The following is a 24,915-nucleotide window of genomic DNA, read 5'->3' as shown; positions in this document are numbered from 1 at the left end:
GGTCATACGGATCTCGATGGCGACACGGACGACGCTCGCAGCACCAGGGATGGCGGCGAGATGATGCATGGTGTGGGGTCCAACTGCCCCAGTCGCGCCAGAAGCAGATCGACGGCGGTAGCCGCGACCTGATCGAGGTGAAGATCGATTGCGGTGAGGGGAGGCGTGGCCAGCTTGGCGCGCATGCCATCATAACGCGTCGCGAGCCGAAGGTCGTGCGGGACCTTGCGCCCGATAATGCCTGCCGCGTCCAGAGCACCGGTTGCGAAGGCGTCGACCGGCACGCAGAGGGCCGCGATGGTCGGGTCGGCACGCAGGAGGGTTGCGGCGGCCGCGGCAGCAGCCTGCTCGCCGCCGCGTTCATCGACATGAATGGCAATGGGCGAGAAGCCGGCTCGCGCTGTGCGCTCCGCATAGACGGCCTCCATCTCGATATAGGAATTGCGCCTTTGCAGGCCGGTTATCAGGCCGACGCGCCCACCGCCTTCAAGCAGGTGATCCAGAAGCAGATGCGCCGTCGCGCCGCTTTGAAGATCCACGAAGGGCAGGCCGTCCCGCCCGGGCGCGCGTCCGATGGAGACGACCTCCACGCCTCGGTCGAAGAAAAAATCCAGCACCGGATCATCGAGCTCCGGCTCGACGACGATGACGCCATCCACCTCAAGGGCGTCCAGGCTGTCACGCGGCCCAAGTGGTGGGACGAGGCAAAGCGAGATGCCGCGCGAAAAAGCCGCCACAGCCGCGGCTGCCGCGATTTCCATCAAGAAGCCCAGTCTCGACGGGCCAGCCGCAACCGCGAACGGCATGGATGAGACAAGCGCGATCGCCCCTGCACCTCCTGTCCGCAGGCGTCGCGCGCGATGGTTCGGCCGGTAGCCTATTGCCTCGGCGAGTGCCTCGATGCGTTTGCGCGTTTCGGGATCCACGTAACGGCGGCCACTGAAGGCGTGCGACACCGTCGTGGCGGATACGCCCGCCGCCTTTGCAAGATCGGCAATAGTCGGTTTGCCCATGGTCCCTCCTGTTGAGACGTCTTAACACGGCGGGTGCTCCATGCAAAACGATTTGCAGTGTGCAAAATTTATGATAGAGACGGCGCCGTGCAAAACGATTTGCATGGCGGCTTGAGGAGGCCGGGAGGAGGAAAAATGGGATATGAACTGAATTCTGTGGTCGATCCGGCCGACGAGAGGCTGCCGCTGCGCAGTCTTTTCCTGTTCGGCCTGCAGCACGTGCTGGTGATGGCGGCCTCGCCGATCACCGCTGTCTTTCTGGTGAGCAAGGCGCTCGGCTTTTCCGATGCGGTGACGGTCTCGCTGATCAGCGCCACCTTCTTTGTCTGCGGCCTCGGGTCGATGCTTCAAAGTTTTGGACCAAAAGGGTTCGGCGCCCGCTTGCCCTTCGTTATGGTGCCGGGTGGCGCGCCGATTGCCATCTTCCTGGCGATTGCGCAGCAGACGGATGTGCAGACGGCGGTCGGTGCCGTCATCATGACGGCCCTCTTCTATTTTCTGGCGCTGCCGGTCTTTCGCAGGCTCCTGCGTTACTTTCCGCCGATCGTCGTCGGAACAATGTTGCTGCTGGTCTCCGTCAATCTTGTGCGCATCTATGGCGTGACGATCACCGGCAAGCCTGGGACGGAAGGATTTGCGGCACCCATCGAGGTTGGGCTGGCGCTGATCACCATCGTTCTCACGATCGTCGCCGCACGCGTCTTTAGCGGCACGCTTCAGCGGCTTGCCGTCATGTTGGGCCTCGTAGGCGGATCGCTCGTCGCGCTCGCCCTCGGCCATATGGATTTCTCTGGCGTATTGTCCGGACCGGTCATCGCCGTGCCGCAGCTTTTCCCCTTCGGCATGCCGAAGTTCGATCTCATCGCCGCCATACCGCTCATCGTCTTCTCGATCATTTCGATGGCAGAGGCGACCGGTCAGACCATCGCGACCGCCGAAATCGTCGGGCGGCGCGGCGACGCCCATGCCATCGTTCCCGCGACCATCCGGGGCGATGCCTTGATGTCCCTGGTCGGTGGCCTGTTCGGCACGTCGCTGATCATCACCAGTGGCGAAAATGTCGGTATCGTGCGGGCGACGAACGTCAAGTCGCGCTATGTAACGGCAATGGCCGGCGCCATTCTCGTCGTGATTGCGCTGTTTGCGCCGATCGGGCGACTGGCGACGGCGCTGCCGGGCGCGGTCGTTGGCGGCACGGCGGTCATCGTCTTCTCCATCATCGGCGTCATCGGGATCGACCTGCTGCGCCGTGTCGACCTGCGCGAACACGGGGCAATGTTCACCCTGGCCTCGGCCCTGTCGACCGGACTGCTGCCGATCCTGGTGCCCGGCGTCTACAGCCAGTTCCCGCAGTGGACCCAGATGATCCTCGGCAACGGGCTTGCCGCCGGCACCATCACCGCCGTGCTGGTCAATGCCCTCTTTTCCCATCACGGCGCTGAAAAGCACCCGGCGGACCCGGCGCCCTCCCTGCAATCCACGACCCAAGGAGCTAACGAGTGAGCGTGATCCGCGAAAAACTGTCCAAAACGGGCGACCTGTTTCTTCGTCCGGGCCATGTGCTTTTGCCGGAAGGCCCGCGTGCCGGCATGGCGGTCGTCGTGCGCGCCGGGGTGTTTTGCCGGGTCGATACGGCGGAGGCCGTGGAGAGGGACTATCCGGACCTCTTGCCGCTCGACCTGCCGGATCATCTGCTGATGCCCGGTTTCGTCGATGCCCATACGCACCTGACCCAGTCGCTCGGCAAGGCGTTGGTCTTCGGCGAGCCGTCGGAAATTTTCCGGCGGATCTGGGTGCCGCTGGAAGGCAGCCTGGACGAGCGCATGGTCTATCTTTCCGCCAAGCTCGCCGCATTGGAGTGTCTGCGCGGTGGCTTCACGACAGCCGTCGATGCGGGCACCCGCTCGGAAGGACATGTCGGCGCGCTGGTGCGGGCCGCGCGGGATGTCGGGCTGCGCAGCGTCGTCGGCTTTATCTGCAACGATCTCGGCGGCACGGCGCACATCCCGGATGCGGATGACATCCTGCGCCAGGCCGAGGCGCATCTGTCCACCTACAGGCGTGATCCGCTGATCCATCCCTCTCTGGCGATATCCATTCCGGAAGTGGCGAGCGATGGGATGCTGAAGGCGGTCAGTGACATGACCGCTGCGGCCGGAGTGGTGTTCCAGACCCATGTCAACGAACATCTCGTCGCCGTCGAACGCTCCCTCGTGGCGAGGGGGCGTCGCCCGATCGAACATCTTGCACATCTGGGGGCGCTCGGCCCCCAGGTCCTGCTGGCGCATTCCACGCTCATCACGCCGCATGAACTCAATCTGCTGCGCGAGACCGGCAGTGCCGTTGCCTACAATCCCGTGGCCAGCCTCTGGAAGGGAAATGCGGTGGCGCCGGCGTTGCAGATGGCCGCACTCGGCATCCGGTTCGGGCTGGGTACGGACGGAACGCGGGCGGACGGGTTCCGGCTGATGGACGCGGCCGAAGGTTTGCAGCGCGCCGGCTTCGGTCTTGCGACGGGCGATTCATCCTGCGGCGGCGGCTGGCTCTGGCTCGACCGGGCGACATCCGGTGCTGCCAATGTCGCAGGCCTGGCCGGCGTTACCGGTTCGATTGCCGAAGGCCTGGCGGCCGACTTCCTGCTCGTCGATCTCGACCGGCCCGAATTTACCCCCTCATACGATCTGATGTGGGAGCTTGTCCGTTATGGCAATCGCGACCAGATCGACGCCGTCTTCACCAACGGGCAGCTTCGGCTTTGGCAAGGCTGGCCTGTCGATTGGGATGCACGGGCGCTCTTGGCGGAAGTGCGCGGCGATGCCGCCGCTGCCATCGCGAAGGCGCCGATCCAGCGCATTCATCCGCTTTCCGAAGCGCACCGTCATCTCGGATACTACAAATGAGCCTTGAACTTTTCTTCATCCTGGCTGCGGTGACCTTCGTCTCCGCCTTCATTCAGGGTTCGCTCGGTATCGGTTTTGCCCTGATCGTTGCCCCGGTGGTCGGGATGCTGAAGCCCGATCTGCTGCCGGTCACCCTGCTCTTGCTGATGCTGCCGCTCAATCTGCACGTCGCGGTGCGGGAGCGCGAGCATGTCGACTGGTCGGGCGCCCGCTGGATCACGATGGGGCGGTTCGTGGGAACGTTTGCCGGTCTCTGGCTGCTGGCAGCGCTTTCGCTGGGCCAGCTCGATCTGGCCGTCGGCATTTTCACGGTGGTTGCCGCCGGCGCCGCCCTTGTCGCCCCGCCTTTCACGCCGAACCGGCCGAGTGCACTCGGTGTCGGCCTGTTCACGGGTATTACCGAAACTGCGACCGGCATAGGCGGCCCCCCGCTCGCCTTGCTCTACCAGCACGCCAAGGCGCCGGTCCTGCGGGCAACGGTCGCGCTCTGCTTCCTCGTTGGCGAGGTCATGTCGCTCGTTGTGCTGGCGATTTCGGGACGCGTGGGCTCTGAGCAGCTTCTGGCTGCCCTCTATCTGACACCCGCGGTTCTGCTGGGAAGTGCTGTCTCAAGGCTCGCGCACGATCGTATCGGCGGTCGCGGCCTGCGGATCGGCGTCCTGAGCTTTGCCATCGTCAGCGGATTGTTTCTTATCGTGCGCTGATGGAGTTCGGGGAAGTATCCGCGCGCTCGATGACCGACCTTGTAACCGTCAACCAGTTCCCATCTTGAGAGTGGTCGAAACGGCTCTCAGCCCTATCCATCGGAGGGGCTGTGCGCGTTGTGGTATGCAAAACTATATTTGTATTTGACACAATATAAGAGCTAAAGTGTATTCTGTTTGGATCGGCGGCGACCTGGCTTTTCTCAACCCGCGCTGATTTCAGGATTTTCAAAATGACCGATCTGCTCGTAACCAATGTGCGGCCCGATGGCGGGGAGACCGCCGACATCCTGATCAAGGGAGGCCGTATCGCTGCCGTCGGTGCGAACCTGCCGCGCGAGGCCGGCGTGCCGGTGCATGACGGGCGCAATGCCGTTGCCATCGCTCCCTTCGTCGAGCCGCATGTGCATCTCGACAAGATCCTCTGGGGCCTGCCCTGGCACAGCATCAACGTGCCGCCGTCGCTGCGCGCGATGATCGACAACGAGGTGGAGATCCGCAAGAGCCTGCCCTGGGACACGGAGGAGCGTGCCGGCAACCTGATGCGCCAGTGTGTTGCCATGGGCTCCACCCATATCCGCAGCCATGTCGATATCTCGACCGGCTACAAGCTCGACAACCTGCATGCGGTGTTGCGCGCCTGGGAGAAGACGCGGCATGCCGTCGGGCTCGAACTGGTTGCCTTTCCGCAGCTCGGCATGATGATCGCCCCCGGTACGGCGGACCTGATGGAGGCCGCGCTGGACGAGGGCGCCTCGGTGATCGGTGGTATCGACCCGACCAACCTCGACGGCGACCCGAAGGGGCATCTCGATACGATCTTCGACATTGCCAGCCGCAAGGGCGCCAAGATCGACATTCATCTGCACGAGGCGGGTGAACTCGGCCTGGCCGCATTGAAGATGATCACCGAGCGCACCAAGGTGAACGGTATGCAGGGGCGGGTGGTGGTCAGCCACGCCTTCTGTCTCGGCGATGGGCCAGCCGATACGGTGGATGCGATGATCGACGCGCTGGCAGAGGCCGGCGTCGGCATCATTTCGGCCGTACCGGGCGAGATCAACTTCCCGCCGATGTTCGAGCTGGCAAGCCGCGGCGTCAAATGCGCCGTCGCGTCGGATTCCCTGCGCGACACCTGGAATCCGCACGGCAATGGCGACATGCTGGAGCGCTGCTGGCTGCTGTCCTATCGCTCCTATTGCCGCACGGACGAAGAACTTGTCGCTTCGCTCGACATGGGCACGAAGCGAGGTGCAGCCCTGCTCGATCTCGAAGGCTATGGTCTCGATGTTGGCTGCGAGGGCAGCCTCGTGCTGATCGAGGGCGAAAACCGCCCGCAGATCCTGGTGGACCGGCCGAAGCGCAGCCTGGTGGTCAAGTGCGGTCGCATCGTTGTGCGCGAGGGCGCCTGGGCGGATTGAGCGGCTCGGTCATGCAGAAGGCAGCCAGCACCGCATAGACCAACGCCGCCGACGTCGACATGTGGCTCGACGTGCCGCGCGCAGGCTCGTCGTTTTGCGGCAGTCGTTAAAACGGCGTGCGGGACTGGAGAATGACGACCTGGCCCCTATTTCGGGAAGGACATCGGAAACAAAGCGCGAAAGGATCGCACAATGGCGAAGAACACCATTTGTCTCTGGTACGACAAGGACGCCGAGGACGCCGCCCGTTTCTACGCCGAGACCTTTCCCGATAGCGCGGTGGGCGCCCTCATCCGTGCCCCCGGAAACTATCCGGAGGGGAAACAGGGAGACGTCCTGGTTGTCGAGTTCACGGTGGCCGGTGTTGCCTGCATCGGCCTGAACGGCGGCCCGGCGATCAAGCACAACGAAGCCTTTTCATTCCAGATCTCGACCGAAGACCAGGAGGAAACCGACCGCTACTGGAACGCGATCGTCAGCAATGGTGGCCGGGAAAACGACTGCGGCTGGTGCAAGGATAAATGGGGCGTGTCCTGGCAGATCACGCCGCGTGTCCTGATGGAGGCGCTGGCGGTTGGCGGCGATGAGGCAAAGCGCGCTTTCGATGCCATGATGACGATGAGGAAGATCGATGTCGCAGCAATCGAGGCGGCGCGGCGCGGTTGAATTCATCGTGACGCCGGGGCTGCGCTAGTTCGGCCATACTTGCGATCGAAACAATCAGACGCGCGGCATGCCCGCCGGCCGGAGATGCCGGCGTAGCGCGGCGATGCGGAATATCGCATTGGCCGCCCCATAACCGCGATAGCCCTTGCGCTGGACAATTTCGAAGAAGAAGCCTTCCCGGTAGGTGGGACTGTAGAGCTGGAAATACTCGCCGTGCTCGTCGCGGTCGTAAAGGATGTTGTGCGACTGGAGCCGTTCCGTGAGGGCGGGGTCGAGGCCGAAGCGCGCTTCCAGGTCATCGTAATAGTTTGGCGAGATTTCCAGTGCGGCAAAGCCGTTAGTGGCCAGTGCACCGGCTGTGGCGAAGATGTCGTCGGTGGTGAAGGCGAGGTGCTGGATGCCGGAACCGAAGGTCTCCGTGATGAAGCGACCGGCGACCGTGTTGCGGTTCTCCGCGCCATTCATGGTGATGCGCAACGATCCTTCACTGTTCTCGATCGCCTGGCTGCGCACGAGGCCGGATGGATCGACGATATCGACCATGGGTGTTTTCTCGGCTTCGAAGATCGAGGTGTAAAACAACAGCCAGGTCAGGAGTTCGTCATAGGGCATCGTCTGCGCGAGGTGGTCGATGGTTGCGAGACCGGCACTATGCGTGTCTGCCCCATCCGCGATGGGATCGAACTCGATGTCCCAGATGCGGGCGAGATCAGTGCTCCGGTCCAGAAGGTAGACGATGCCGCCGCCGACACCGCGCACGGCCGGCATTTCGATCTCGCCGCGGTCGAGTGGCTGTTCGAAAGCTTCGGCGCCGAGCGCGATAGCGCGCGCCCTTGCCGCCCAGGCGTCGTCGACGATAAGACCCATCGCATAGGCGGATGTGCCGTGCACGAGATAGGAAGAACTGGCAAAGCCGCGGCCATCCGCGTTGACGACCAACCGGATATCACCCTGCCGGAACACAGTGACGCTCTTGGTCTTGTGGCGCGCATCCCGGCGAAAGCCGAGGGTGGTGATCATGGCCTCCAGCGCCGGCGCCTCCGTTTCGTCTACCGCGAACTCGATGAAAGCGACGCTTTCGACGCGGCTGCGATCCGGCATTTTGGGCACGTTCACCGCGAGGCCGGGATTGGCGCGGCGAACCCGGTCGCCGAGATAGACGAGGGAGCGGTGCCCGTCGGCCGCGATGGCGGCGGAGGAGCCGCCACGGAACTGGTCGTTGAAGATTTCAAGGGACAGATAGCCATCATAGCCGGTCTCAGCGACGGCGGCCATGAACGCCTCGACCGGCAGCTCGCCTTCTCCCGGCATGTTGCGGAAATGCCGGCTCCAGTAGAGAAGGTCCATGTCGATCTTCGGTGCATCGGCGAGCTGGATGATGAAGATCTTCTCTTTCGGGATCGAGCGGATCGAATTGACATCGATCTTGCGCGCAAGCGTGTGAAAGCTGTCGAGGATCAACCCGATATTGGGATGATCGGCCCGACGCACGATTTCCCACGCATCCCGGTGATCATTGATGTGCTTGCCCCAGGCGAGTGCTTCGTACCCGACCCGGAGGCCGCGTTTCGCCGCACGCTCGCCAAGTTCACGGAAATCGGCCGCGGCGCGATCCAGGCCGCCGAGGGCGGCGCTGGAAACGTTCGAGCAGACGAGCACGAGGTCCGTGCCCATGTCCTGCATGAGGTCGAACTTGCGCTCGGCCCGATCGAAGGTGCGGCTACGCAGCGGTTCCGGCATCCCCTCGAAATCGCGGAAGGGCTGGAAGAGGGTAATCTCCAGGCCAAAGTCCCGCACCATGCGGCCGAGCTGCTTCGGGCTCTCGTCGAAGACGAGGAAATCGTTTTCGAAGATCTCGACACCATCGAAGCCTGCCTTGGCGATGGCTCCGAGTTTTTCACGCAGGTCGCCGCTGAGCGAGACGGTCGCGATCGAGGTCTTCATGGCATCTTCCTTCAGCGTGCGAGCGTGTTGAAATGCGCGAGCATGCGGTCAACGTCCGGCTCGCGGCCGGTAAACAGCCGGAATGCATCGACCGCCTGGAACACGGCCATGCCACCGCCATCAAGCGTCCGGCAGCCAGCGCGCTTCGCCGCGCGCAAAAGCTCGGTTTCGAGCGGAAAATAGACGATCTCGGCAACCCAGTGCTGGCGGTCGAGCAGATCGGCCGGCAAAGGCATGCCGGGATACTTGGCCATCCCGGTCGGCGTCGCATGCACGAGACCGGCCCCTGTCTGCATGGCGTGCGCCAGGTCACCAGCCACATCGACGGCGGCATTCGGAAAGAGGGCGGCCATGGTCTGTGCGAGCGCCGCGGCGCGCTCCTTTTCCCGGTCGAACACAAGAAGCTTTTCCAGCCCAAGCGACAGAAGGGCGTAGGCGGTGGCGGCCCCGGCGCCGCCGGCGCCAAGCTGCAGGGCCGACGATAAGTCCGCCTGCGGCAGGCCTCTTCGAAAATTTTCGGCAAAACCCCACCAATCGGTGTTGTGGCCGGAGCGTCTGCCGTTGCGAAACACCACCGTGTTGACGGCCCCAAGATCGCGGGCCTGCGGCGAAAGCTCATCGAGATGCGGAATGACGCTCTGCTTGCAGGGATAGGTAATGTTGAGGCCGGCGAGCCCACGGGCCTCGGCCTCGTCGAGCAGGCGCGGAAGATCGGCCGGCGTGGCGTTAATCTGGCTGAGATCAATCAGCTCATAATCATAGGAGAAGCCCTGTGCCTCGCCTTCGCGCATGTGCATGGCCGGGGTCAGCGATGCCTGAATGCCGGCGCCGATCAGCCCGGCCTTCAACGGTTTCAGCAGAATTTCGCTCATCTCTCGCAGTCCAGTGAGGTGAAATCCGGCCCGCCAGTCCCAGCGGGCCGGTTTGCTGGCCTTAGTTGCCGCGGATCGTCTCGAGTTCCTTGAAGAGGGCGGCAACCGTCTCGGGGCCGATCTCCGCAGCGAACTTCTCGATCAGCGGCTTGACGGCGTCACGCAGCTTCTGGGTTTCCTCCGGCGAGAGCTCGCCGACCTCCATGCCTGTCGCCTTGATGTCTTCGATGGCCTTGGCGTCCACCTCGCGCGAAACCATGCGCTGATAGTCGCGCGCCTCCGTGGCCGCGGACTGGAAGACAGCCTTCTCCTCGTCGTTAAGCCCGTCCCAGACCTTCTTGCTGATCAGCACGATCTGCGGATTGTACTGGTGGCGGGTCACCGTCATATATTTCTGCACTTCGTAGAACTTGGCGTTCAGGATGTTGGCGGCAGGGTTTTCCTGGCCATCGACAGTGCCGGTTTCGAGTGCCGTGTAGAGTTCGGTATAGGGCAGCGGCACGGCATTGGCGCCGAGGCTGTTGAACAGCTCGATCGGGATTGGCGACTGGATAGTGCGGATCTTCAGTCCGCTAATGTCCTCCAGCTTGGTGACCGGATGGCGGTTGTTGGTGAGGTTGCGGAAACCGAGCTCCCAGTAGCCAAGGCCGATAAGGCCGGTATCGGGCAGGAGATCCATCAGGCTTGTGCCGAAGGCGCCGTCCATCACTTTGTCGGCTTCTTCACCGCTGTTGAACAGGAACGGCAGGTCGACGGCACCGAACTGCTTGACGTTGCTGGCGAGAATGCCGGCATTCAGCACGGTCATCTCGATGACGCCGCCCTGCAGCGCCGAAACGGTCTGCACGTCGCCGCCAAGCACACCGCCGGGGAACAGCTTCACGTCGATCTTGCCGCCGCTCTTCTCCTTGATCAGTTCTGCGAATTTCTCCATGCCGGTCACCTGCGGGTGACCCTTGTTGTTGGCCGAAGCGAATTTGAGCTGGTGCTCGCGGATTTCTGCCGCGGCCGGAACGGCAGCCAGCACGGCGAGCGGAACGATCGCCCCGAACACCAGCCGCTTCAGGATATTGCGCATGTTTTCCTCCCAGGTTTGGCCGCGCTTTTGCGTTCGGCCGGTTAAATCAACCGCTCAATGCCCCATCAGCGCCACGGGAAACGTGACGAGTTGCGGGAACAGGACGAGCAGCAGAAGCACGATGATTTCGGCGATGAGAAAGGGCATCACACCCTTCATCAGTTGCTCCATGTTGAGCTTGGAGACGCCGCAGATGACGTTGAGCACGGTGCCGACCGGCGGCGTGATCAGGCCGATGGAATTGTTGATGATGAACAGCACGCCGAAATAGACCGGGTCGATGCCAGCCTGCTTGATGATTGGCATCAGCACCGGCGTCATGATCAGGATGGTCGGCGTCATGTCCATGGCGGTACCCACCACGACGACGAGGGCCATGATGGCGAGCAACAGCAGCGTCTGGTTGTCCATCAGGGGTTCAAGCAGGGACACGAGTTCGCCGGGCACGTCCGCGACGGTGACGAGCCAGGCCGAGACGGCCGCGCAAGCGACGAGGAACATGACGACGGACGTGATCTTGGCCGCAGCGACGAAGACGCCGAAGAGTTTTGCCGGCGGCAACTCGCGGTAGACGACCATGGCCACGAAGAGCGAATAGACCGCGGCAACAACGCCCGCCTCCGTTGGCGTGAACACGCCGAATTTCAGCCCGATGATGATGATGACCGGCAGCATCAAGGCCCAAAGGCTGTCGACGAAGGCTTTCAGGCGCACGGCGCCGCTCTGGCGCGGCGGCAGTGCGAACTGCTCCTTGCGCGCGACCAGCAGCCAGGTGATGCAGAGCGCGGCTGCGATCATCAGGCCGGGAAAGATGCCGGCGAGAAAGAGCTTGGTGATCGAGACGCCGCCGATGACGCCGTAGAGAATGAAGCCGATCGACGGCGGGATGATCGGGCCGATGACCGAGGCGGACGCGAGCAGCCCGCCGGTGCGCGCCGGGTCATGGCCGGATTTCACCATCATCGGGTAGAGCAGGGCGCCGAGTGCTGCCGCATCGGCAACCGCCGAGCCGGAGAGGCTGGACAGGATGCAGGCGGCGAAGATGGCGACGAAACCGAGCCCGCCGCGGATATGGCCGACCAGCGCCATGGCGAGGTTGACGATGCGGCGCGACAGTCCGCCCGTGTTCATCACCTCCCCGGCAAGCAGGAAGAAGGGCACGGCCATCAGGGGGAAACTGTCGGCGCCATTGAGCACGTTCTGGGCGACGATCTGCGCGTCGAAGAGGCCGAGATACATCATCAGTGCGACGCCGCTGAGGATCAGGGCGAAGGCGATCGGCACGCCAAGGGCCATGGGAACGAGAAGGGCGCCGAAGAAGATCGTGACGGTCATCGGAGCGGCCTCAATGTTTGACGGAAGGCGTGACGAGGGACGGTTCGGGCTGGTGTTCCAGCGCCACCTCGTCCTCGCTGTCCTTGACGAATTCGGCGGTAGCGACGTCGATACGGCCGGTGAGAACGCCGATCATGTCGGCGAGGATGAGGAGCAGGGCGGGAACACCGAAGGCAAGGCCGGCGCCGTAGAAGACACCCATGGAAATCCCAGTCGCGGGTGCCGAAACGTGAAGGTTGATCACGGTCTGTGTCCAGCTTCCGCTGATCATCAGCCACGTCGCCCAGAGCATCAGCGCCTGCCCGGCAAGAACGGCAACCTTGGCCCCAGTGGGCGGCAGACGACGCAGAAGGGAATCGACACCGAGATGGCCGTGTTCGCGCATGGCGACGACCGCGCCGAGAAAGGTCAGCCAGACGAAGAACATGCGCGACAGTTCTTCCGAATAGGTGATGCCGGTGTTGAAGGCGTAGCGCAGGACGACGTTGCCGAAGACGAGGACGACCATGCCGGCGAGCAGGGCTGCGATCGCTGCCTTCAGCAGCCAGAAGCTGAAATCGATGATGCGAACCATAACGCTCCTCCCAAAGCGAATTGCCGCTGGTGCGGCCTGTATCCGTTCCTAGCCTAGGTCCGGCCTGGCGCGTTAGCGCTATGGTGCAGCGACGTCCTCCTCCTGGCCGCCAGCGCATCTACAAAATGTACGAACTAGTACGTATGTCAAGTAGGGTCTCTTGAAAGACCCCCACAAGCTCAATATGACTTTCCTGGGAGGCAAGATGGGACGGCTGTTTAGCCGTCCCGTTGGGTGGCGTTTTCTTGATGAAAATCAAGCTGATCGCGGGGAGAATGGGAAAAATGGTAGAGCGGGCTGAGGCGAGTCGAAAGAACGATCCGGAGCGGACGAAGGAAGATATCCTCGTCGTCGCCACGGAGGAATTTTCGACCCATGGTCTCGCCGGCGCGCGTGTCGATGCCATCGCGGAGCGCACGCGCACGTCGAAGCGCATGATCTACTACTATTTCGGCGGCAAGGAGGGGCTCTATCTCTCCGTGCTGGAGCGCGCCTATCGCAAGATCCGCACGCTGGAGGAGGATCTCAAGCTCGCCAGCCTCGCGCCGGAAGAAGCACTCCGCACGCTCATCTCCAGCACCTTCGACCACGACGAGGCCAATCCGGATTTCGTGCGGCTGGTCAGCATCGAAAACATCCACCACGCCGCCCATATGCTGCGTTCGGAGGCGATCCGCGATCTCAACGTCTCGGTCATCGAAACGATCGCCGGCATCCTGGAACGCGGTGTCACCGAGGGCGCTTTCAAGCGCCAGGCCGATCCGATCGACGTCCACATGCTGATCAGCGCCTTCTGCTTCTTCCGCGTCTCGAACCGCTACACCTTCGGAACGATTTTCCGGCGCGACCTGTCCGAACCGGAAACAATGACGCGGCACAAGGGCCTGATCGCAGACGCGGTTATCCAGTATCTCAAGGGGTAGAGCTTGTCCTGTATCCGCGAACTGCTGGCGCCGTAAGCGCCACCGTCGAACGCGCCTCGCACCCGTATCCGGAGCAAGTTGCGACGAAACGTCGTGGCGCTATGCCAGACCACGCGAGTATCTCGCTCGCGATAAAGTCCTCGGCGACCTGATGCAGGACACCCGCATTTACGCGAATTGTTACCGTAACGTACTTCCTTCGATCCGTTTGCGGATGACAGTGGCACCGGCAAGAAGCGACCTGCGAGGGCGGCTGTGGCCTGTCCCGTCAGAAGGAGGGCGAAATGTCGAAGGATGTCCGACCAAACAAGCTGGAGCGACCATCATGACGAATACATTTTCACGTCGATTACTGAGTGTCACCGCCGCAGTCGCCATGTCCTTGACGGCGGTACCCCTGGGCGCCAGCACCGCACGGGCGCAGGATGCGGCCGCCGCCAAACCCAACATCCTCGTCATCTTCGGCGATGATGTCGGCCAGACCAACATCTCCGCCTATTCGATGGGCGTCGTCGGCTACAAGACGCCGAATATCGACCGCATCGCCAAGGAAGGCATGATGTTCACGGACTACTATGCCGAGAACAGTTGCACCGCGGGCCGCTCGACATTCATCACCGGGCAAACCTGCCTGCGTACGGGACTGTGCAAGGTCGGTGCACCGGGTGTTGCGGTCGGCTTGCAGGCGGGTGACATCACCATTGCCCAGGCTTTGAAGCCGCTCGGTTATGCGACGGGCCAATTCGGCAAGAACCATCTCGGGGACCGCGACGAATACCTGCCGACCAAGCATGGTTTCGACGAGTTCTTCGGCAATCTCTATCATCTCAATGCTGAGGAGGAGCCCGAGGCTGCCAATTGGCCGGGAAATGACGAGGAATTCCTAAAAGCCTACTCTCCGCGCGGCGTGATCAAGGCATCGGCCGACGGCAAGGTCGAGGACACCGGTCCGCTGACTGTCAAGCGCATGGAGACCATCGACGACGAGACAACGGCGGCCGCCATCGACTTCATCGACCGTCAGGCGAAAGCGAAGAAGCCCTTCTTCACCTGGATGAACACGACCCGCATGCATTTGTTCACGCATGTCCGCCCGGAATACAGGGGCAAGAGCGGGATGACAGGCAATGAGTATGGCGACGGGATGTGGGAGCACGACCAGGACGTCGGAAAACTCCTGACCAAGCTCGACGAGCTCGGCATTGCCGACAACACTATCGTCGTCTATGCGACCGACAACGGCCCGAACCAGTTCTCGTGGCCCGATGCGGCAACGACACCGTTCCGCAGCGAGAAGGATACCAATTGGGAGGGCGCGTTCCGCGTTCCGGCAATGGTCCGCTGGCCGGGTCATGTCCAGCCCGGACAGGTCTCCAACGGCATGATCTCCGGCCTTGACTGGTTCCCGACCCTGCTTGCCGCGGCTGGTGATCCCGATGTGAAGAGCCGTCTCCTCAGCGGCTGGAAGCCGGAAGGCAGCGATACGTCGTTCAAGAACCATCTCGACGGATACAACCAGCTCGACTACATCACCGGAAAGGCCGACAAGAGCGCGCGCAACGAGTTCTACTACTTCGATGACGACGGCAACCTTGTTTCCATTCGCTACGACGACTGGAAGGTGGTCTTCCATGAACAGCGCACGCCGGGTGGGTTTGGCGTCTGGCAGGATCCCCTGGTCACCCTTCGCCTTCCCAAGCTCTTCAATCTCCGCATGGATCCCTATGAGCGGGCCGACCTCGTTTCCGACCAGTACAATGACTGGCTGGTGAAAAACGACTTCCTGCTCGTCAAGGGACAGTTGAAGGGGGCTGCCTTCCTCGAGACCTTCGTCAAGTACCCGCCGAGCCAGCGTGTCGCCAGCTTCAACATCGAAGGCGTGCGCGAGCAGGTTAACAAGGCGATCGACGAGTCCTTCAAGGCGCGCGGCATCGAGAAGTAACCCATCGACCTGGAGACGCGCCGTTCAAGCGGCGCGTTTCACTGCTCCGGTTTTGACAGGGTTTCCCATGACCGCACGCGACGACATCCTGGCTCTCGGCCAGCGGATCGGCCAATCCATCATCGGGCAGGAAGCGATGGTCGAGCGGTTGCTGCTCGGGCTGCTCGCCAACGGCCATCTGCTGGTCGAAGGCCTTCCGGGGCTCGCAAAGACCCGCGCCATCAAGAGCCTCGCGAAGAACCTCAATTCCGAACTGTCCCGCGTCCAGTTCACGCCGGACCTTCTGCCCGCCGACATTACCGGGTCGGAAATCTATTTCAGCGAGGGCGGCAAGGGCGAATTCAAGTTCCAGCAGGGACCGATCTTTGCCAACCTGATCCTGGCCGACGAGATCAATCGCGCACCCGCCAAGGTGCAGTCGGCGCTGCTCGAGGCGATGGAAGAACGGCAGGTCACCGTCGGTGGCAAAAGCTATCCTTTGCCTGACCTGTTCATGGTCATGGCGACGCAGAATCCTATCGAGCAGGAAGGCACTTATCCGTTGCCGGAAGCCCAGCTCGACCGTTTCCTGATGCATATCGAGGTCGGTTATCCTGATGAGGCGTCGGAGGCTGCGATCATGCGGCTGGTGCGCGGTGAGGAGAATGCTGCCGCGCATGTAAAATCGGCCGCGGTCGAGCGTCTCGATCCAGCGGCAATCTTTGCTGCCCGCAAGGAGATCGGCGCCGTGACCGTGTCCGATCCCGTCGAGAAATATATAGTGGCCCTTGTCTTCGCCACGCGTTATCCAGATCGCTACGACAAGGATCTCGCCAGGCTGCTGCAGGTCGGCGCCAGCCCGCGCGGCGGCATCGGCCTCGACAAGGTCTCGCGCGCCTATGCCTGGCTGAAGGGCCGCGACTATGTCACCCCGGATGACGTCAAGGCGGTCGTCCACTATGTCTTTCGCCACAGGCTCATCCTGTCCTACGAGGCGCATGCCGCGAACACCACGCCGGACAAGGTCATCGATCGCATTGTCGAACTCGTGGCGATTTCGTGAGGAGAGGGGATGCCCACGACCGAAAGCACGGCAGGCGTCCATGTCTCCACCGACCAGCTCGTGGCGCTGGAGGCGCGCGCCCGCGACCTGAGCTTCGTCCAGAAATACCGCAGCCACCAGCAGCTTGCAGGGCGAATGCAGTCCTCGATGCGCGGCCGGGGCCTGACCTTCGAGGAGTTGCGGGACTACCTGCCCGGTGACGACATCCGCTCCATCGACTGGCGCGTGACGGCGCGCACGAACAAGCCCGTCGTGCGCGTCTACAGCGAGGAGAAGGAGCGTCCGGCCCTCATCGTCGTCGACCAGCGGATCAACATGTTCTTCGGCAGCCGGCGCGCGATGAAGTCGGTGGCGGCGGCCGAGGCGGCGATGCTTTGCGCCTGGCGCATCCTCGGTTCGGGCGACCGCGTCGGCGGCTTCGTCTTCGACGATGGAGACATCGACGAGGTCCGGCCGCATCGCAGCCGCGAGGCGGTGATCACGCTCGCGGGCAAGATCGCAACGCAGAACGGCAGGCTCGAGGCCGGATTTTCCGGGGAGCCGTCGCCTGGATCGCTCGACACCGTGCTGCAACGTGTGGCCGGCATCGCCCATCACGATCATCTCGTCGTGGTGATCAGCGACTTTGACGGGCACAGTGCCACGACGCGGGATACGCTGCTGCGACTGGCGGGCCGCAACGATGTCATCTGCATCCTCGTCTACGACCCTTTCCTGCTTGAACTTCCGACCTCCGGCGACATCGTGGTGAGCGGCGGCACCCTGCAGGCGGAATTATCGCTGCGCCGTGCGGATATTCGGCAGGCCATCGACACTTTTGCGCGCGCACGGGGCCGCGAACTTCGCGACTGGCAGCGGGAACTAGGGCTGCCGATGCTCCCTGTCTCGGCGGCGGAAGAAACCGCACCGCAACTCCGGCGTCTCCTCGAACAGGCCGCGTGGCGGCAGCGGAGGCGGTGATGGAACCCGACAAGGCGGCACCGCTGGATCCATTGACCAAGGTCGCGCTTGAATCGCTGAAGGACATTGCGGTTCCGCAGCCCGTGTCATGGATGCCGCAGACCTGGGGCTGGGCGCTGGTCGCGGTCCTTTTCGCGTTGGCCGTCGTTGCAATCCTCCTTCACCGGGTGCGGGTCTATCGCGCCAACGCCTATCGCCGTGAGGCGCTCGGTCTTCTCGACGGGATGGAGGCAAAGCTCCAGAATGCCGCAGAGCGCGATCAGGCCCTGTGTGATCTCGCGGAAGTGCTTAAGCGAACGGCTCTTGCTGGTTGGGGCCGGGCCGATGTCGCCGCGCTGTCGGGTGCCGCATGGGTGGCGTTTCTCGAAGAGCATGGGGATCGACAAAACGGGCATGTGCTCGCCGCGCTGCTTGACGATGGCGAATACCGGAACGGCAGCGGTGCGGTGGCGCCGGTGTCGGGTGATATCCTGTCGTCGGCCCGCAGTTGGATCAGGCGGCATCATGTATCAGCTTGATCTTCCCTGGCTGCTGCTTGTTCTTCCCTTGCCGCTCCTAGTCTGGTGGTTGCTGCCCGCGCACCGCGAGACCTCGGCATCGGTGCGGCTTCCCTTCTTCACGCAGATCGCCAAAGCCGCCGGCATCAATCCGACCCAGGGGTCGGTCATTGCCCGCCGCGGCTGGGTTCAACTCGCCTGCGAGACGCTGGCATGGTGCCTGATGATCCTGGCGCTGGCCCGCCCGCAATTCGTCGAGCCGCCGATCGAGAAAGTCGAGCCGCAGCGCGACCTGTTGCTGGCGCTCGATCTGTCGCAGTCGATGGATACCAAGGATTTTCGTTCGCCCGACGGCAGCAGTGAGGCTCGCGTGGATGCGGTGCGCACGGTGGTCGCGGACTTCGTCGCCAAGCGGCCCGGTGATCGCATCGGATTGATTGCCTTTGGCGACGCGCCCTATCCGCTGGTGCCTTTCACCATGGACCACAAGACCGTCCAGGCGGTGATTGCCGAAACGCTGCCCGGCATGGCGGGGCCGCGGACAGCGATCGGCGATGCGATCGGCCTTGCCATCAAGATGTTCGACAAGACCACCGTGCCGGAAAAGGTCCTGATCGTGCTGACCGATGGCAACGACACGGCAAGCCGGATGCCGCCGGTCAAGGCGGCGGAGGTCGCCAAGCAGAAAAGCGTCGTCATCCACACGGTCGGTATCGGCGATCCGAAGGCCGTGGGCGAGGACAAGCTTGATATCGTGACATTACAGAGGATGGCGGCCGACACGGGTGGGCGGTACTTCTTCGGCGGGGATCAGGCACAGCTTGCAGCCATCTACGACACCCTCGACAAGATCACGCCGCAGGACCAGAAAAACCTGTCCTGGCGGCCGCGCATCGAGCTGTTCCACTGGCCGTTGGGTGCCTCGATCGCCGTCCTTGCTCTGTTCTACCTCCTGAGCGGGCTGGCGGGTGTTTTCAAGAGGAGGGCACCGGCATGATCGAAGCCTTCCATTTCCTGCGGCCGTGGTGGCTGCTGGCTCTTATCCTTCCGCCCGCCATCGCCTGGCTGTCCTCGCGTGCGAGCGATATGCGCAGCCAGTGGAAGGGCATGATCGAGCCACATCTTCTCGACAGCCTGATCGTCGATGGTTCTGCCGGTTCGCGCATACGCCCCTCGTGGCTGCTGGCCCTGGTGCTGACGCTGGCAATTCTGGCTGTCGCCGGCCCGACCTGGCAGCGGGAACTGCCACCCTTCGTGGAAGATACCGCCCCGCTCGTCATAGCGGTGGACCTTTCACACACCATGGATGCGATTGACGTGACCCCATCGCGGCTGGAGCGCGCCAAGCTGAAAATCCGGGACATCATTGCCGGGCGCGCGGGCGCGCGGACGGCCGTGATCGCCTATGCGGGGTCGGCCCATCAGGTCCTGCCGCTCACCGAAGACCTGTCGCTTATCGCGACCTATACCGATGCGCTCGCAACGCGGATCATGCCGGTCGATGGCAAGGACACGGCCGGGGCGCTCGATCTCGCCACGACCGTGCTCGCCGCGCAGGAGGCATCCGGCACCGTTGTCTTCCTGACCGACGGGGTTGAACAGAAGGCGTTCGACGCGTTCAAAAGCAGCACGAGGAACGGGATCGTCGTGCTCGGTATCGGCACCCCCGAAGGCGGGCCGGTGAAGACGCCGGACGGGGGATTTCTGACCGATGCGGCGGGCGGACGCGTCTTTGCGAAGCTCGATGTCGAGGCACTGAAGACGCTGCATGCGGCGACAGGCGTGGATGTCGCCACAATGACGGATGACGACACCGATGTCCGCTGGGTGTTGCAGAAGATCCGCACCAACTTCGCGCAGAAGCAGGCAGCCGAAGGGGATCGCTGGCGCGACATGGGCTGGTGGATGCTCGTTCCGTTGGTGTTTTTTTTCTTGCTGTCGTTCCGCAAGGGCTGGGTCGTGCGGGTCGGCGCGATCCTCCTCGCCGCCCGCCTGCTGCTTCCGGCCGAAGCCCAGGCCGCAGACTGGGCGGGCATGTGGCTGACACCGGACCAGCAGGGGCGGCTGGCCTATGAGAAGGGCGACTTCGACGCGGCGGCAGCACACTTTGCCGATCCAATGTGGCGGGGAACGGCGCTCTACAGGGCGGGCAAGTTCGCCGAGGCGGTCGACGCCTTTGCCACGGTCGATAGTGCGGAAAGCTGGTACGATCAGGGCAATGCGCTGCTGCAGATCGGCAAGCTGGACGAGGCGGTCGCCGCCTACGGGAAGGCGCTCGACAAGAGAAAGGGCTGGCCGGACGCCGCCGCAAACCTCGCCATTGCCAAGACACTCATCCAGCGGAAAAAGGACGCTGAAGAAGAGCAGCAGGACCAACCCAACCTGCCGCCCGACAGCGTGCAGTTCGACGACAAGGGCAAGCAGGGCAAGGCCGGTCAGATGACCATCGCCGAGCAGACGTCGGACCTGTGGATGAAGAACATCGTGGTCAGCCCGGCGGATCTGATGGCGCGCAAGTTCGCGATCGAAGCACAGAGGGCAAAACCATGACGCTCCTGCGCTTCGCCGTCGCACTCTGGTTGGTGTTGGGGTCGGCCGGCTTCGCAGCAGAACCGTTTGCCCGGGTGAAGATCGAAGACACCGGCAGGATCATCCCCGGCCAGCAGGTTCGGGTCGATGTCGAGGTATTCGTGCCCGACTTCTTTACATCGCCGCCGCAGTTTCCGCTCTTCGATCTGCCTAATGCGCTCGTCACCCTGCCGGATGGTCGCGCGCTGAACATGGTCGAGACGATCGATGGGGTCCAATATGCCGGCATCCGGCGGACCTACGCCGTGGTTCCGATGGAGGCGGGCACTTTCACTTTGCCGCCGGCGGTCATCACGCTCGGCTATTCGCAGAATGGAAAACCGGTTCCGGGCCAAACGACGCTGCCGGAAACGCGTTTCACCGTGGCCGAGCCCTCGGGCGGCACCGCGACTGCCCCGACCTTTGCGGCGCGCGGCCTGACGATCACCCAGTCCTTCGACCGCGATCCCTCCACCCTGAAGGTGGGCGACGCTCTGGTCAGGACGATCACGGTGTTCGCCAAAGATACGCAGGCGATGCTGATACCAGCGGTCCCCGTCGCGACGGTTGCAGGCATGAAGCAGTATCCGAAATCCCCCAGCATAGCGGACGGGGTGCAGGCCGAGGACCGGACGACAGGCAGCACGCGGACGGAGACGACCACCTTCGTTGCCGAGATTGCGGGCGCAATCGAGATTCCGGCGGTGTCCTATCCGTGGTTCGATATCGATGCGCAAGCCAAGGCGATAGCGGCCCTTCCGGGCACGCCGGTCAAGGTGAGCAAGGCCACCCCGGCGAGGACAGGCCTTGCGCCGCAGCTCGAGCAGACGGACGCCGGGAGCGACCGGACATGGCCATCGAAGGCGACATTGGCCGCCGCTGCCGCGCTACTCGTTGTTCTTGCGGCCATATGCTGGCTCTTTGTGAAAACGCTCCCGTGGATGAAACGAAGACTGCGTGCGTTCGCAGATGGTGAGTGGGTTTCCGAGCGGCGAAGTTTCAAACGCCTGATGGCCGCGATCCGGGGGAGCGATCCGATGACGGTCTATCGACGTCTTGAGGATTGGACGCGCAGCGCAGGATATGGATCGATCGGCGATTGGGTGAACGCGTCCGGGAACGGCGATGTCGCCAGGGAGGCGGAGAAGCTCCAGCGAGAGCTTTTTGGCCCTGATCGCGACCGTCCTGGCTTCAACAGGGCGGCATTGTCAAAGTCTGTCCTCGCTGCCCGAAAGCGCAGTGAAAATCGGGAGGATATTGTCCGGCCGTCCGCGCTGCCGAAGCTGAACCCCGATAGCGCGGCCATCGGGTGAGCCCGATTTACGACGTTGTTACATCGCTCGGTTCCTTTTTACCGTAACGTACTTCCGTCGACCGCCCGTCTCCGCGATGTTCCAGTATCGAAAGACGGAGACGGCAATGACATTGGCTTTCCCGACGACTGGCGCGCAGCCGGCCGTAACCGAAGATCTCGTCTGGATCCCCGGCCGCACCTTCGTGATGGGCTCCGACAGCCACTATCCGGAGGAAGCCCCGGCACACCCCGTAAAAGTGGACGGTTTCTGGATCGAACAGACCCCGGTGACGAACAGGAAATTTGCGGACTTCGTCAAGGCGACCGGATATGTCACGCTGGCCGAGAAGGCCCCCGATCCCAAGGATTATCCAGGCGCGCTCCCGAAGATGCTGAAGGCGGGCTCCCTGGTTTTCACGCCGCCAAAGGTGGTGAGCGGACCGGACATCAGCCAGTGGTGGAATTTCAAGTTCGGCGCGAACTGGCGGCGACCCTATGGCGGCCTCAGCGATCTTCGGGGCAAGCTCGACCATCCCGTCGTCCATGTCGCCCACTGCGACGCCCTTGCCTATGCCGAATGGGCGGGCCTCGACCTGCCAACCGAGGCCGAATGGGAGCTCGCTGCGCGCGGCGGTCTCGACGGCGTCGAATACGCCTGGGGTGACGAGCTGACGCCCGGCGGCACAATAATGGCCAACACCTGGGCGGGCACCTTTCCGACGCTCAGCACGAAGGCTGCGGGCAAGGACCGCACGACGCCCGTCCGCTCCTTTCCTGCAAACGGCTACGGCCTCTACGACATGATCGGTAACGTCTGGGAGTGGACGACGGACTACTGGTCGACCCGGCATCCGGAGCCTGCAGCCAAGTCCTGTTGCATTCCGCAAAACCCACGAGGTGCTGCCATCGACGGTAGCTTCGATCCTCGCCAGCCCGAAATCCGGATTCCGCGCCGTGTCCTCAAGGGCGGCTCGCATCTCTGCGCACCGAACTATTGCCGCCGCTATCGCCCTGCGGCCCGCCATGCGGAGCCGGAAGACACATCCACGAGCCATGTCGGCTTCCGTTGCATCAGGCGGACCAGCCTCTGATGGGAGAATTTTGATGAAGATCATCCTTCGCGTCTTGCTCATCCTGCTCCTGACACCTCTGGCCGCAATGGCGGAAGACCTGCCCTCATGGAACGAGGGCAAATCCAGGCAGGCGATCATCGATTTTGTCACGACGGTGACGACGGAGGGTGGCGACGGCTTTGTCGCGCCCGAAGACCGCATCGCCGTGTTCGACAATGACGGTACGCTGTGGTCCGAGCAGCCGTTCTATTTCCAACTCGGCTTCATGCTCGACCGGGTGAAAGCGCTGGCACCACAGCATCCGGAATGGTCCGAGAAGGAACCGTTCAAGTCCATCCTTGCCGGAGACCTGAAGGGTATCGCGAAGAGCGGCGAGAAGGGCATCGTGGAGCTTGGCATGGCGACGCATGCCGGGATGACCACTGATGCGTTCACGAAAATCGTGACGGACTGGTACGCGACCGCCCGCCACCCGAAGTTCCACAAGCCCTATAACGAGGTCACGTTCCTCCCGATGCGTGAACTGCTCGATTACCTGCGGGCCAACGGCTTCAAGACCTACATCGTCTCGGGCGGCGGCGTGGAATTCATGCGGCCGATCACCGAGAAGGCCTATGGCATTCCGCCCGAGCAGGTCATCGGCAGCACGATCGTGACGCAATATGCGCTGGTCGATGACGTGCCCGTGTTGAACAGGCTGCCGAAGATCGACTTCATCGACGACGGCGCGGGCAAACCGGCCGGCATCAACAAGTTCATCGGCCGGCGGCCGATCTTCGTCGCCGGAAATTCCGACGGGGATTACGAGATGCTTCGCTGGGTCACCAGCGGCCCGCAGAAGGGTTTCGGCATGATCGTCCATCACACGGACGCGGTGCGCGAGTTCGCCTATGACCGGGAATCTGCCTTCGGGAAACTGGACAAGGCATTGGACGAGGCCGAAGCTCGCAAGTGGCTTCTGGTGGATATGAAGGTGGACTGGAAGAAGATCTATGCCTTCGAATAGCCGACGACCAGCAGCCTTCAGCATTCCGTGCAATGCGGGTGTCCTATAACGACGCCTGCATTGCACGATTTACGAAATGTTGCTGGAGGGCGGAAATGGCCTTACTGGGCCGCCACATTCGTCGGCTGTGTGATTGCCAAAGGCATCGCAATCGTCAGGAACACCGAATCGCCCTCGGCCCGGTTCGTGGCATTGAATTCGTGGAAATACTTGATGCGGGCGGAAATCGGCACTTCGCCAAACTTGAAATTCCACCCGATCGTCGCGCCGATTGCCGCGACCTCTCCCTTGAACGGCCGCGCGGCGCCATCGCCGCTGTCGCCCGTCGTCTGGTTGTAGTAGTAGCCAACCAGACCCGCATCGAATTGCTCGTTGAAGTGCTGGACGGCAGCCCATTCGAAATGGAACTCGTTGCCGGTCCTGTAGTCAGTCGCCGGGTTTTCCGCATTGAACGACATGCCGACGACGCCCGACAGGTCGAGGCCGATGTTCGGGTCGAGCCACGTCGCGGCCGCGAACACATCAGCGCCCCAGTGATGGAAGGCGATGTTGGAGATTTCGCCTTCCTGATAGTCGCCGATCGGGACGTTCACCATCGTGCCGACCTGGTAGTGAAAGTTGCCGGCTTCCCAGCCGACGAAAGCGCTCAGGATCGGATCTCCGATCGTGAACACCGTATCGGTCACCGATCCGGTCGCAATGCCGCCGAGTGGCCCGGTTCGTGTCGCCTCCGCAGAGGTCTTCTTCCAGCCGAACGGCAGGCTGGCCGAGAGGCCTAGATGGCCGCCTATCACCTCTTCCGGCAGAACCCAGATGACGGTTGGAACTTCAACGATCGCGCTGCCGTCGACACCGACAGCTATTTTGCCGCCCGTCGGAAGCTCCGTGCCGCCGCCGAGGTCGCCGGAATAGATGTAGATGTCGTTCTGGAAGAACACGCCCGGCGGCGGCAGGATGGCGGCGGCAGGTCCCTTCGAACCGAGCAGATAGAAGCCTGCACCGCCTTCGGCGGCATGTAAGGGGGCCGCAAGACACAAGGTCGTTCCCGCCAGAACCAGTCCAACGGTCGTCTTCATATGCCGTCCCATCATGCTCTCCTGACT

22 protein-coding genes are annotated in these 24,915 nt (G+C 62.9%); 15 read left to right on the top strand and 7 right to left on the bottom strand.

Annotated elements, in window-relative coordinates; translation table 11 throughout:
* Nucleotides 1–2: 2 nt before the first annotated feature.
* Nucleotides 3–1,013 carry a substrate-binding domain-containing protein gene (locus tag AC1RT2_RS01820; RefSeq protein WP_493098928.1) on the bottom strand — a complete coding sequence of 337 codons (1,011 nt, stop codon included), beginning with the start codon at nt 1,011–1,013 and terminating at the stop codon, nt 3–5.
* Nucleotides 1,014–1,148: 135 nt separating this feature from the next.
* Here AC1RT2_RS01820 and AC1RT2_RS01815 point away from each other — a divergent pair, with 135 nt between their 5' ends.
* From AC1RT2_RS01815 to AC1RT2_RS01795, 5 genes are all read left to right on the top strand, one after another.
* Nucleotides 1,149–2,516 (top strand): uracil-xanthine permease family protein, encoded by a 1,368-nt coding sequence (locus AC1RT2_RS01815; RefSeq protein ID WP_493098926.1) that lies wholly within the window; start codon nt 1,149–1,151, stop codon nt 2,514–2,516.
* A complete protein-coding gene (locus AC1RT2_RS01810) occupies nt 2,513–3,913 on the top strand; it encodes an amidohydrolase family protein (protein WP_493098924.1) in 1,401 nt (466 codons plus the stop codon). Before AC1RT2_RS01815 ends, AC1RT2_RS01810 begins: the two co-directional genes overlap by 4 nt.
* The gene (locus tag AC1RT2_RS01805) at nt 3,910–4,617 is read left to right on the top strand and encodes a sulfite exporter TauE/SafE family protein (RefSeq protein WP_493098922.1); all 708 of its coding nucleotides are present in this window, start codon (nt 3,910–3,912) and stop codon (nt 4,615–4,617) included. Before AC1RT2_RS01810 ends, AC1RT2_RS01805 begins: the two co-directional genes overlap by 4 nt.
* 233 nt (nt 4,618–4,850) lie before the next feature.
* Nucleotides 4,851–6,038 (top strand): amidohydrolase family protein, encoded by a 1,188-nt coding sequence (locus AC1RT2_RS01800; protein ID WP_493098920.1) that lies wholly within the window; start codon nt 4,851–4,853, stop codon nt 6,036–6,038.
* Between the two features lie 192 nt (nt 6,039–6,230).
* Nucleotides 6,231–6,704: a VOC family protein gene (locus AC1RT2_RS01795; RefSeq protein ID WP_493098918.1), complete on the top strand. Its 474-nt coding sequence runs from the start codon at nt 6,231–6,233 to the stop codon at nt 6,702–6,704.
* Nucleotides 6,705–6,758: 54 nt separating this feature from the next.
* Here AC1RT2_RS01795 and AC1RT2_RS01790 read toward each other — a convergent pair whose 3' ends face one another.
* The 5 genes from AC1RT2_RS01790 to AC1RT2_RS01770 form a co-directional block, all read right to left on the bottom strand.
* On the bottom strand, nt 6,759–8,648 hold the full coding sequence (locus tag AC1RT2_RS01790) for a bifunctional sugar phosphate isomerase/epimerase/4-hydroxyphenylpyruvate dioxygenase family protein (RefSeq protein ID WP_493098916.1): 1,890 nt from the start codon (nt 8,646–8,648) through the stop codon (nt 6,759–6,761).
* An 11-nt stretch (nt 8,649–8,659) separates the two neighbouring features.
* Nucleotides 8,660–9,520: a shikimate dehydrogenase gene (locus tag AC1RT2_RS01785; protein WP_493098914.1), complete on the bottom strand. Its 861-nt coding sequence runs from the start codon at nt 9,518–9,520 to the stop codon at nt 8,660–8,662.
* A 61-nt stretch (nt 9,521–9,581) separates the two neighbouring features.
* Nucleotides 9,582–10,598, bottom strand: a complete 1,017-nt coding sequence (locus AC1RT2_RS01780; protein ID WP_493098912.1) for a TRAP transporter substrate-binding protein — start codon at nt 10,596–10,598, stop codon at nt 9,582–9,584.
* Nucleotides 10,599–10,652: 54 nt separating this feature from the next.
* Nucleotides 10,653–11,933 (bottom strand): TRAP transporter large permease, encoded by a 1,281-nt coding sequence (locus AC1RT2_RS01775; RefSeq protein ID WP_444798040.1) that lies wholly within the window; start codon nt 11,931–11,933, stop codon nt 10,653–10,655.
* 10 nt (nt 11,934–11,943) lie between these two features.
* Nucleotides 11,944–12,507 carry a TRAP transporter small permease gene (locus AC1RT2_RS01770; protein WP_493098909.1) on the bottom strand — a complete coding sequence of 188 codons (564 nt, stop codon included), beginning with the start codon at nt 12,505–12,507 and terminating at the stop codon, nt 11,944–11,946.
* A gap of 284 nt (nt 12,508–12,791) precedes the next feature.
* Here AC1RT2_RS01770 and AC1RT2_RS01765 point away from each other — a divergent pair, with 284 nt between their 5' ends.
* From AC1RT2_RS01765 to AC1RT2_RS01720, 10 genes are all read left to right on the top strand, one after another.
* Nucleotides 12,792–13,430: a TetR/AcrR family transcriptional regulator gene (locus AC1RT2_RS01765; protein ID WP_493098907.1), complete on the top strand. Its 639-nt coding sequence runs from the start codon at nt 12,792–12,794 to the stop codon at nt 13,428–13,430.
* A gap of 325 nt (nt 13,431–13,755) precedes the next feature.
* Nucleotides 13,756–15,372, top strand: coding sequence for an arylsulfatase (locus AC1RT2_RS01760; protein ID WP_493098905.1), 1,617 nt, complete (start codon nt 13,756–13,758; stop codon nt 15,370–15,372).
* A gap of 67 nt (nt 15,373–15,439) precedes the next feature.
* A complete protein-coding gene (locus tag AC1RT2_RS01755; RefSeq protein ID WP_493098903.1) occupies nt 15,440–16,414 on the top strand; it encodes an AAA family ATPase in 975 nt (324 codons plus the stop codon).
* A gap of 9 nt (nt 16,415–16,423) precedes the next feature.
* A complete protein-coding gene (locus AC1RT2_RS01750) occupies nt 16,424–17,374 on the top strand; it encodes a DUF58 domain-containing protein (protein ID WP_493098901.1) in 951 nt (316 codons plus the stop codon).
* Nucleotides 17,374–17,892, top strand: a complete 519-nt coding sequence (locus AC1RT2_RS01745) for a DUF4381 domain-containing protein (RefSeq protein ID WP_493098899.1) — start codon at nt 17,374–17,376, stop codon at nt 17,890–17,892. The genes AC1RT2_RS01750 and AC1RT2_RS01745 overlap by 1 nt, the downstream gene beginning before the upstream one ends.
* Entirely contained in the window at nt 17,879–18,868 is a 990-nt protein-coding gene (locus tag AC1RT2_RS01740) for a vWA domain-containing protein (protein WP_493098897.1), read from the top strand. Before AC1RT2_RS01745 ends, AC1RT2_RS01740 begins: the two co-directional genes overlap by 14 nt.
* Entirely contained in the window at nt 18,865–20,421 is a 1,557-nt protein-coding gene (locus AC1RT2_RS01735; protein WP_493098895.1) for a VWA domain-containing protein, read from the top strand. Before AC1RT2_RS01740 ends, AC1RT2_RS01735 begins: the two co-directional genes overlap by 4 nt.
* Nucleotides 20,418–21,752: a BatD family protein gene (locus tag AC1RT2_RS01730; RefSeq protein WP_493098893.1), complete on the top strand. Its 1,335-nt coding sequence runs from the start codon at nt 20,418–20,420 to the stop codon at nt 21,750–21,752. The genes AC1RT2_RS01735 and AC1RT2_RS01730 overlap by 4 nt, the downstream gene beginning before the upstream one ends.
* 106 nt (nt 21,753–21,858) lie before the next feature.
* Nucleotides 21,859–22,824 (top strand): formylglycine-generating enzyme family protein, encoded by a 966-nt coding sequence (locus AC1RT2_RS01725; RefSeq protein WP_493098891.1) that lies wholly within the window; start codon nt 21,859–21,861, stop codon nt 22,822–22,824.
* Between the two features lie 13 nt (nt 22,825–22,837).
* Nucleotides 22,838–23,812 (top strand): HAD family hydrolase, encoded by a 975-nt coding sequence (locus AC1RT2_RS01720; RefSeq protein ID WP_493098889.1) that lies wholly within the window; start codon nt 22,838–22,840, stop codon nt 23,810–23,812.
* 101 nt (nt 23,813–23,913) lie between these two features.
* Here AC1RT2_RS01720 and AC1RT2_RS01715 read toward each other — a convergent pair whose 3' ends face one another.
* Nucleotides 23,914–24,888, bottom strand: a complete 975-nt coding sequence (locus AC1RT2_RS01715; RefSeq protein ID WP_493098886.1) for a SphA family protein — start codon at nt 24,886–24,888, stop codon at nt 23,914–23,916.
* Nucleotides 24,889–24,915 lie beyond the last annotated feature (27 nt).

It is taken from the genome of Shinella sp. GW821-FHT11G07 (assembly GCF_058808115.1).
Note: the sequence above shows the minus strand (reverse complement) of the source record. Positions and strands in the feature narration are given on the sequence as shown.

What these genes read in the sequence shown, in the direction of transcription:
- AC1RT2_RS01820 (WP_493098928.1), bottom strand. Translation starts at nt 1,013, where the DNA reads ATGGGCAAACCGACTATTGCCGATCTTGCAAAGGCGGCGGGCGTATCC.
- AC1RT2_RS01775 (WP_444798040.1), bottom strand. Translation starts at nt 11,933, where the DNA reads ATGACCGTCACGATCTTCTTCGGCGCCCTTCTCGTTCCCATGGCCCTT.
- AC1RT2_RS01725 (WP_493098891.1), top strand. Translation starts at nt 21,859, where the DNA reads ATGACATTGGCTTTCCCGACGACTGGCGCGCAGCCGGCCGTAACCGAA.
- AC1RT2_RS01720 (WP_493098889.1), top strand. Translation starts at nt 22,838, where the DNA reads ATGAAGATCATCCTTCGCGTCTTGCTCATCCTGCTCCTGACACCTCTG.
- AC1RT2_RS01805 (WP_493098922.1), top strand. Translation starts at nt 3,910, where the DNA reads ATGAGCCTTGAACTTTTCTTCATCCTGGCTGCGGTGACCTTCGTCTCC.
- AC1RT2_RS01785 (WP_493098914.1), bottom strand. Translation starts at nt 9,520, where the DNA reads ATGAGCGAAATTCTGCTGAAACCGTTGAAGGCCGGGCTGATCGGCGCC.
- AC1RT2_RS01755 (WP_493098903.1), top strand. Translation starts at nt 15,440, where the DNA reads ATGACCGCACGCGACGACATCCTGGCTCTCGGCCAGCGGATCGGCCAA.
- AC1RT2_RS01750 (WP_493098901.1), top strand. Translation starts at nt 16,424, where the DNA reads ATGCCCACGACCGAAAGCACGGCAGGCGTCCATGTCTCCACCGACCAG.
- AC1RT2_RS01800 (WP_493098920.1), top strand. Translation starts at nt 4,851, where the DNA reads ATGACCGATCTGCTCGTAACCAATGTGCGGCCCGATGGCGGGGAGACC.
- AC1RT2_RS01715 (WP_493098886.1), bottom strand. Translation starts at nt 24,888, where the DNA reads ATGAAGACGACCGTTGGACTGGTTCTGGCGGGAACGACCTTGTGTCTT.
- AC1RT2_RS01740 (WP_493098897.1), top strand. Translation starts at nt 17,879, where the DNA reads ATGTATCAGCTTGATCTTCCCTGGCTGCTGCTTGTTCTTCCCTTGCCG.
- AC1RT2_RS01735 (WP_493098895.1), top strand. Translation starts at nt 18,865, where the DNA reads ATGATCGAAGCCTTCCATTTCCTGCGGCCGTGGTGGCTGCTGGCTCTT.
- AC1RT2_RS01770 (WP_493098909.1), bottom strand. Translation starts at nt 12,507, where the DNA reads ATGGTTCGCATCATCGATTTCAGCTTCTGGCTGCTGAAGGCAGCGATC.
- AC1RT2_RS01815 (WP_493098926.1), top strand. Translation starts at nt 1,149, where the DNA reads ATGGGATATGAACTGAATTCTGTGGTCGATCCGGCCGACGAGAGGCTG.
- AC1RT2_RS01795 (WP_493098918.1), top strand. Translation starts at nt 6,231, where the DNA reads ATGGCGAAGAACACCATTTGTCTCTGGTACGACAAGGACGCCGAGGAC.
- AC1RT2_RS01790 (WP_493098916.1), bottom strand. Translation starts at nt 8,648, where the DNA reads ATGAAGACCTCGATCGCGACCGTCTCGCTCAGCGGCGACCTGCGTGAA.
- AC1RT2_RS01765 (WP_493098907.1), top strand. Translation starts at nt 12,792, where the DNA reads ATGGTAGAGCGGGCTGAGGCGAGTCGAAAGAACGATCCGGAGCGGACG.
- AC1RT2_RS01760 (WP_493098905.1), top strand. Translation starts at nt 13,756, where the DNA reads ATGACGAATACATTTTCACGTCGATTACTGAGTGTCACCGCCGCAGTC.
- AC1RT2_RS01730 (WP_493098893.1), top strand. Translation starts at nt 20,418, where the DNA reads ATGACGCTCCTGCGCTTCGCCGTCGCACTCTGGTTGGTGTTGGGGTCG.
- AC1RT2_RS01745 (WP_493098899.1), top strand. Translation starts at nt 17,374, where the DNA reads ATGGAACCCGACAAGGCGGCACCGCTGGATCCATTGACCAAGGTCGCG.
- AC1RT2_RS01780 (WP_493098912.1), bottom strand. Translation starts at nt 10,598, where the DNA reads ATGCGCAATATCCTGAAGCGGCTGGTGTTCGGGGCGATCGTTCCGCTC.